Raw genomic sequence first — 8271 nt, forward strand, 5'->3', positions numbered from 1 at the left:
CACCTCCCTTCTACTATGAAAATCATATTTTACCAATTAATTAATAATAAGTAAATATCATGAATTGAAGGGAGAGAAAGACAAAAAAGCTGACGAGTAATGCTCATCAGCTTCTTTCTATTTAGGAATTCGAATCGTTAATTGGATATATTCCTCAAATTCTTCTTCCTCGGTATTTATTTTAAGTCCGCTGTCTTCTACCATGTGGAGAGACTGACGAATGGTATTCATCGCAATTCGCGTATCTCGGCTAAACGCCTTACGTTTCGGCTTCGGTTTGCGATCTGTTTTTTGTTCAAGCATCTTCACTACACGCTCTTCAGTCTGTTTCACATTCAGCTGCTTTTCGATGATTTCCTGCAACAGCGTGATCTGTAATTCTGGCAGCTTTAGAGGTACAAGTGAACGGGCATGTCTCTCTGAGATTTTTTTCTCCAAAATGGCTTGCTGTACCTCTTCAGGCAACTTTAAAAGTCTTAGTTTGTTTGCAACAGTCGATTGTCCCTTACCTAAACGCTGAGCAAGCGCTTCTTGCGTTAAATCATGAAGCTCTAAAAGACGTGCATAAGCATGAGCCTCTTCAATTGCAGACAGCTCTTCTCTTTGCAAATTTTCAATCAATGCCACAGATGCCGTTTCCGTATCAGTAAAATCTTTTATAATAGCGGGGATCTTCTCCCATTGAAGAGTTTGTACCGCTCTCCAACGTCTTTCGCCGGCGATCAGTTCATATTTTCCTTCTTCTTCTGTTGGTCTAACAACAATCGGTTGAATAATGCCATGGGTATGAATGGTTGTGGCCAGCTCTTGTATCTTTTCTTCTGAAAAAATGGTGCGTGGCTGAAAACGGTTAGGCATAATTGTGTCGACCGGGAGCTCCTGTATCTCTTCCTTTAATGTTTCATGCTCAGCAATCTCTGCCTCTATTTCGGTATCACGCTCAGGATGTTCTTTGTCACCAAGCCCGAAGAAGCGTGAGAGTGAATGCTTCATGAACCTACACCACCTTTAAAAACTACCTTTTTATAATTCTATTTTCTCATGTTTTTTCCTTCTGTAAAATCATAAATATTGAAGAAAAACCGACCTTTTACATGATCAACCCTCTATTGGTGATTTATTAGGTGTTCCTGGTTTTCTAGGATATTTTTTTGGTGTTTGTTTTTTCTTTTCAATGACAATGATGTTCCGTTCACTTTCTTCTAAAGGAAGAACAAAGGAATGCTTTTCAACAACCTCTCCTCCGAGGACAGTGACGGCTTTTTTTCCTGCTTGCATCTCTTCTTCTGCAGCAGATGCTTTTAATGCAACAAACAATCCTTCCTTTTTCACAAGAGGCAGGCATAGTTCGCTCAAGACAGATAAGCGCGCAACTGCTCTAGCGGTGACAAGGTCATAGCTTTCACGTTGATCTTTACGTTGTCCAAAGGTCTCCGCACGATCATGATAAAAAGTAGTATCTTGTAAGTTTAACCCTTTTGCTAACTCATTGAGAAACGTAATGCGTTTCTGGAGAGAATCAACAATGGTCACATGTAGATGAGGGAAACAAATTTTAAGAGGAATGCTTGGAAAACCAGCACCAGCTCCAATATCACAAATTGTTGTCACATTGTGAAAATCAATAAAAAATGCTGCTGATATCGAGTCATAAAAATGCTTTAAATATACTTCTTCCTTTTCTGTAATGGACGTTAAATTCATCTTCTCGTTCCATTCTACAAGCATATGGAAGTAAGTTTCAAATTGTTCAAGCTGCACTGGAGAAAGAGTGATCCCTTTCTCCTCTAGTGCTGCTGTAAATTGTTCAATGTTCATGCCGACATCCTTTCTACTCTGCTATCTTCGCAATACGTCCCTGCTCCAAATACACTAAAAGGATAGAAATATCAGCAGGGTTAACGCCTGAAATACGAGAAGCCTGTGCAACAGAAAGCGGTCGGACTTCTTTTAGCTTTTGCTTCGCTTCAGTTGCAATCCCTTTGATGGCATCATAATCGATTCGATCCGGAATCTTTTTGTTTTCCATCTTTTTCAGCTTTTCAACTTGTTGGAGCGACTTTTCAATATAACCTTCATATTTAATTTGAATCTCTACCTGTTCACACACATCAGCAGGAAGCGGTGTGTCAGCAGGAGCTAGTTTCACAACAGATTCATAGTTCATCTCTGGACGCTTCATCAGATCACTTGCTCGAATACCGTCCTTCAATTCACTTCCACCAAGAGAACGGATATATTCCTGTGTCTCTGCTGTAGGTTTAATAATGACAGAATATAAACGTTTTTTCTCTGCTTCAATGGCCTCTTTTTTCTGTGTGAATGCTTGGAATCTCTCTTCAGAAATTAAACCAATGTTATATCCAAGTTCAGTTAATCTTAAATCAGCATTGTCATGACGCAGAAGTAAACGATACTCTGCACGAGAGGTTAAGAGACGGTAAGGTTCATTTGTACCCTTCGTGACAAGATCATCAATGAGAACACCGATATATGCATCAGATCGGCTTAAAATGACTTCTTCTTTACCCAATGCTTTTCTTCCTGCATTGATACCTGCCATAATTCCTTGACCTGCTGCTTCCTCATAACCAGAGGTACCATTAATTTGGCCAGCTGTATATAATCCAGAAATTTTCTTCGTCTCAAGTGTCGGCCACAATTGTGTAGGCACAATCGCATCATACTCAATGGCATAACCCGCTCGCATCATTTGTACATTTTCAAGCCCTGGAATGGTTGACAGCATTCGCTGCTGTACATCCTCTGGCAGACTTGTAGATAAACCTTGAACATACACTTCTTGCGTATTACGGCCTTCTGGCTCTAAGAAAATTTGATGTCTCGGTTTATCGTTAAAACGAACCACCTTATCCTCAATAGACGGACAGTATCTAGGACCTGTTCCTTTAATCATACCTGAATACATAGGAGAACGGTGAAGATTCTCATCAATAATTTGATGAGTCTCTAAACTCGTGTATGTTAACCAGCATGGTAATTGATCTGTAATATATTCCACAGTTTCATAAGAAAACGCACGTGGTACATCGTCACCTGGTTGAATTTCCGTCTTACTATAATCAATCGAGTGGCTGTTTACTCGTGGTGGTGTCCCAGTTTTAAAGCGAACCAAATCGAATCCTAATTCTGCTAGATGATCCGATAATTTAATGGAAGGCTGCTGATTATTAGGACCGCTTGAATAAGAAAGATCCCCTAAAATAATGCGGCCTTTTAAGAAAGTACCAGTTGTTAGAACAACAGATTTCGCGCGATAATTTGCACCTGTTTGAGTCACAACACCTTTACATTCATCATCTTCTACAATTAAATGGTCTACCATCCCTTGTAGCATTGTTAGGTTTGGTTCATTTTCCATTGTTTTTTTCATTTCGTGCTGATATTGAAACTTATCTGCTTGCGCTCTTAACGCACGGACAGCAGGTCCTTTTCCAGTATTCAGCATACGCATTTGAATGTGCGTCTTATCTATATTTCGTGCCATTTCCCCGCCTAGCGCATCAATTTCTCTGACGACAATCCCTTTAGCGGGACCTCCTACGGACGGATTACATGGCATAAAAGCAACCATATCGAGATTGATGGTCAATACAAGTGTTTTGGCGCCCTGTCTTGCAGAAGCAAGAGCAGCCTCAACACCAGCATGACCGGCACCGACGACGATTACATCATATTGGCCAGCTTCATAACCCATTTCTTTTGTTCCTCCCTTTACTTTCCTAAACAGAATTGAGAGAATAACTGATCGATTAAGCTTTCATGAACAGCATCCCCAATAATTTCACCTAGCTGCTCCCAGCAGCGTGTTAAATCTATTTGAACAATGTCGATCGGTACATCCATTTCAATTCCTTCTAGAGCATCTTCAATCGATTGTTTTGCTTCTTGAAGGAGCGCAATATGCCTAGTATTGCTCACATACGTTAAATCTCCACTTTCAATTGAGCCTGTGAAGAATAAAGATTGAATGGCCATTTCAAGCTCATCAATCCCTTTTTCTTGTAATAAAGATGTTGTAACAACCGGACGATCCTTCGCTAACTCTTTTACCTTTTCTACATCAAGTTTAGGCTCAAGATCTGTCTTATTGACAATCACAATAATATCCATACCTGAGACAGCCTCAAATAGCTTAATATCTTCCTCAGATAACTCCTCACTATAATTGAGCACAAGTAAAATCAGGTCAGCTTCTTTTAAGACCTGTCTTGATCGCTCGACCCCAATACGCTCAACAATGTCTTCAGTCTCACGTATACCCGCAGTATCTACTAAACGGAGCGGTACTCCTCTTACATTCACATATTCCTCGATGACATCTCTGGTTGTTCCAGGAATATCGGTCACAATCGCCTTTGTTTCCTGAACAAGACTATTTAATAAGGAAGACTTCCCAACATTTGGCCTTCCAATAATAACAGTAGATAAGCCCTCACGTAGGATTTTCCCCTGCTGTGAAGTCGTTAGAAGCGATTCAATTTCCTTTTTCACAGATGTCGCCTTTTCAACTAAGACTCGATGTGTCATTTCTTCAACATCGTCATACTCTGGATAATCAATATTCACTTCTACATGAGCAAGTGTCTCCAATATCTCACCACGAAGACGTTTAATCAAACCGGAGAGACGTCCCTCCATTTGAGTAATTGCGACATTCATCGCACGGTCAGTTTTTGCACGAATCAAGTCCATTACGGCTTCTGCTTGTGACAAGTCGATTCTTCCATTTAGGAAAGCACGTTTTGTAAACTCACCTGGCTCCGCTAATCTCGCTCCTTCTTTTAAAGCAAGCTGCAAGACTTTATTGACCGTGACAATTCCGCCATGGCAGTTGATCTCAATAACGTCTTCTCTCGTAAATGTTTTTGGCGCTCTTAATACAGACACCATGACCTCTTCTATCACTTGCTCGGTACTTGAATCTACAATATGACCATAATGAATTGTATGAGAATCCACTGATACAAGTTTTTTCTCCTTAGGCCCCTTATACATGCGATCAGCAATCTGAACTGCATCAGGCCCACTTAAACGTATAATGGCAATTGCCCCTTCACCCATTGGTGTAGAAATTGCTGCAATTGTATCCACCGCTCATTCACCTCTTTCTCTATTCAATAGACAGTCTTATATCTATTAAATGGACGTTGCCCATCTCTATATCAAAAACGCTTAATCCAAAATTTAAAGATACCATAAATGCATGCGAAGCGAAAGTAGCCCACATTTAATTATCCACAGTTTTGCACCCTGTCTATTTTAACACTTAACTTATCCACATGTGAATAACGACGTTCTAAACTTGTCTTCACATCTTACACCTAAATCCAATAAATTAAAACGCCCTTCTCCCTTTGCAACTAAGAGAAAATGACGTTTTCGATCTAAATAACACACTAACTTTTTAGAAATAAAGGAGATATCTACTATTAAAAGGTAATTTTTCAATAAAAAAAGACTAAAATCCAGCTTTGCTGAATCTTAGCCTTTCTGCTATTTTTTATACAGCACCACAACATGACGCTTGGTGCCCGTATCTTCGGATGCTGTGGCAAGTTCTTTAGAAAATGCTGCAATCGTATCATGAACGACTTTTCGTTCATTCGAAGGCATCGGTTCTAAATGAACCTTTCTCTTCGTTTTTAAAACACGATTTGCCGTTTTGATTGCGTATTGTTCAAGTGCTTCTTGTCGTTTCTTCCTATAATCTCCAATATCAATTGTAATATGATGATACTGATCAGAATAACGATTAAACACTAACTGCACCAAGGTTTCTAAAGAGTACAGTGTTTGTCCTCTTTTTCCAATCATTAATGAAGTTTTGTCTCCATCAATGTGAAAAGAGATCTTTTTCGTTTCTTTTTTCGAAACAATGTTTGCTTTAGGATCAATTGATTTAACAATTTTATCTAAATACTGTGTTGCTAATTTGAGCGCATCTCGCTTTTCTACTAACTTGACAACAGCTTGTCTTTTACCAAATAATCCTAAAAATCCTTTGTTTCCTTCATCTACTATTGTGATATCTACTTCTTCTTGTAGTAGTTGAATTTGTTTCAGTCCGGAATCTACTGCTTCTTCGACTGTGCGACCGACAGCAGTTATTTCCTTCATTTTTTGTTCCCGCCAGCTTTTTCTTTTGTATCAACTTTTACTTGAGGTGTTTTAATGACCAACGTTTGAATGATCATGAAAATGTTACCTACAACCCAGTACAGTGAAAGTGCCGCTGGGAAACTGATTGCAAATACAACGATCATAATCGGCATCACCCAAAGCATAATCGCCATTTGAGGGTTGTCCGAAGGATTTCCAGCCATCATTAGCTTCTGCTGAATAAAAGTAGCTACACCTGCAATAATCGGTAACAGGAATAATGGATCTGGACTGCCTAAGTCAAACCATAAGAAAGTATGTTTCTTGATTTCAGCTGTTCTCATGATCGCATGATAAAAACCAATTAAAATTGGCATTTGAATTAAGATTGGGAAACACCCTGCTAATGGATTTACACCATTCTTTTGGAAAAGAGCCATTGTTTCCTGTTGAAGCTGCTGCTGTGTTTTTTGATCTTTTGAGCTATATTTTTCACGAAGTTTCTTTAGTTCTGGCTGAAGTGCTTGCATTGCTTTTGTACTTCTTAATTGTTTAATCATTAATGGTAAAATAAGCAAACGAATTAAAAGAGTTACGATAATAATCGCTACACCATAGTTTTCACCAGTTAAGTTTGCCATGTAAGTGATTAATTGAGATAGCGGGTATACAATGTACGAATTCCAGAATCCCTTACTATCTGATGTGATTGGTTCATTGATTTGTGTACATCCTGCCAATAGAACCAATACGCCAATCAAGCTAAATATTAGTAATAATCGCCTTTTCAACAAGATTCCTCCCATTACTTCAAACTTTATTTAAGTTGGAATTGATTACGAAAGTGACTCACCTAATCAGTATGGTAACATTTTTTCATTACAAAGTGGTGGTTTCATTTTAATTCACTAGATGAAGGAAGCGCTTTTAAAAATTGATTCAACGAAAGTTTCTATTACGAAGACTTTTTCGGTTGTTGTTGATAAACAGCGGATTTTCTAAATAAATGCTGGAGAGACTTCTTTGTTTCTTCAAAGGTCAATTCGCTTGCTGGTTTTCGTGCGATAACAATGTAGTCTTTTTCTTGCTTTAGCTTATGACCTTCCTCTAAGAACACCTGACGGATCAGTCGTTTAATCCGGTTTCTTATCACTGCATTACCTATCTTCTTACTGACAGACAATCCTAAACGCAGTTCTTCTTGATTTGGTTGGTCCAGCTGATAAATGACGAATTGGCGATTAGCCATTGATTGACCTTTTTTGAACACTGTTTGAAACTCTTCATTTTTTTTTAGCCTGTTTCGCTTCTTCATGTTTTCTTCCACTCCGATAAAAACTGACAGTTCATTTACGATTTTATGTAAAAAAGACCACTGACATTATTCAGTGGCCTAAGCTGATAATTTTTTTCTACCTTTGCTGCGGCGTCGCTTTAAAACTAGACGTCCGTTTTTAGAACTCATACGGCTGCGGAAGCCATGAACTTTACTACGCTTACGGTTATTTGGTTGAAACGTTCTTTTCATTTATGACACCTCCCTGAGGAATAGCTGTTTAAGACAGTCTAACTCATTATATTTGTGTAACCCATCGATTGTCAATATCAATGATAAAACTCTTATTATCAACCTTATAAGCATAACACAAGTTATCAAGTGAAGAAACCTTCTTTTTTAGTTTCCAGCATTTTATTCTTTTTTTCCTTCAAAAAAACCTTCAAAACAAGGTTGTGGATATTTTTCCGGCATATTTTGACTATCCACATCCATTATCGACATTTTTTTCACACAAATAACCTATGTGGATAATTATTTTTCAACAGGATGTAAAGTGTGTGGATAAGTTTGTGACACCCATTGCACCATCTTGTTTATTTTGATATTATATTTGTGTTTTAACTCTTAATTACTTATCTGGCCTATTTATCTTATCCACAATTTGTGGATAACCTGTGGAAAGTTATTACACAGCTTGTTGAATTGTTTATCCACAACCTGTGTAATTTGTCGAAAAGACGTTTTTCTACTATATTAATTGTTTTCAACAAAGTATGTGCACGAATGGTGATGACCATTTGCTCTTTTTCGTGTTCTATAACAGTTTGATACTGGTCATTTTAAAAAGAAAAGGAGGGGGGAGAAGCCTT

Annotated in this window: 8 protein-coding genes; all 8 read right to left on the minus strand. The window is 38.4% G+C overall.

The window, feature by feature from the left end; translation table 11 throughout:
* Nucleotides 1-117: 117 nt before the first annotated feature.
* Nucleotides 118-993, minus strand: a complete 876-nt coding sequence (gene noc / locus NST73_RS19300) for a nucleoid occlusion protein (RefSeq protein WP_024718432.1) — start codon at nt 991-993, stop codon at nt 118-120.
* Nucleotides 994-1098: 105 nt separating this feature from the next.
* On the minus strand, nt 1099-1818 hold the full coding sequence (gene rsmG, locus NST73_RS19305) for a 16S rRNA (guanine(527)-N(7))-methyltransferase RsmG (protein WP_024718431.1): 720 nt from the start codon (nt 1816-1818) through the stop codon (nt 1099-1101).
* Nucleotides 1819-1831: 13 nt separating this feature from the next.
* On the minus strand, nt 1832-3718 hold the full coding sequence (mnmG, locus tag NST73_RS19310; RefSeq protein ID WP_039169033.1) for a tRNA uridine-5-carboxymethylaminomethyl(34) synthesis enzyme MnmG: 1887 nt from the start codon (nt 3716-3718) through the stop codon (nt 1832-1834).
* Nucleotides 3719-3735: 17 nt separating this feature from the next.
* Nucleotides 3736-5115 (minus strand): tRNA uridine-5-carboxymethylaminomethyl(34) synthesis GTPase MnmE, encoded by a 1380-nt coding sequence (gene mnmE / locus NST73_RS19315; RefSeq protein WP_039169035.1) that lies wholly within the window; start codon nt 5113-5115, stop codon nt 3736-3738.
* A gap of 402 nt (nt 5116-5517) precedes the next feature.
* Entirely contained in the window at nt 5518-6141 is a 624-nt protein-coding gene (gene jag / locus NST73_RS19320; RefSeq protein ID WP_041508099.1) for an RNA-binding cell elongation regulator Jag/EloR, read from the minus strand.
* The gene (gene spoIIIJ, locus NST73_RS19325; RefSeq protein WP_087976621.1) at nt 6138-6920 is read right to left on the minus strand and encodes a YidC family membrane integrase SpoIIIJ; all 783 of its coding nucleotides are present in this window, start codon (nt 6918-6920) and stop codon (nt 6138-6140) included. The genes jag and spoIIIJ overlap by 4 nt, the downstream gene beginning before the upstream one ends.
* A 158-nt stretch (nt 6921-7078) precedes the next feature.
* Entirely contained in the window at nt 7079-7438 is a 360-nt protein-coding gene (rnpA, locus tag NST73_RS19330) for a ribonuclease P protein component (protein ID WP_008347592.1), read from the minus strand.
* A gap of 78 nt (nt 7439-7516) precedes the next feature.
* Entirely contained in the window at nt 7517-7651 is a 135-nt protein-coding gene (gene rpmH / locus NST73_RS19335; RefSeq protein ID WP_008360908.1) for a 50S ribosomal protein L34, read from the minus strand.
* Between the last annotated feature and the right edge of the window lie 620 nt (nt 7652-8271).

The organism is Bacillus sp. FSL W7-1034, assembly GCF_038593365.1.
Taxonomy (GTDB): domain Bacteria; phylum Bacillota; class Bacilli; order Bacillales; family Bacillaceae; genus Bacillus; species Bacillus altitudinis.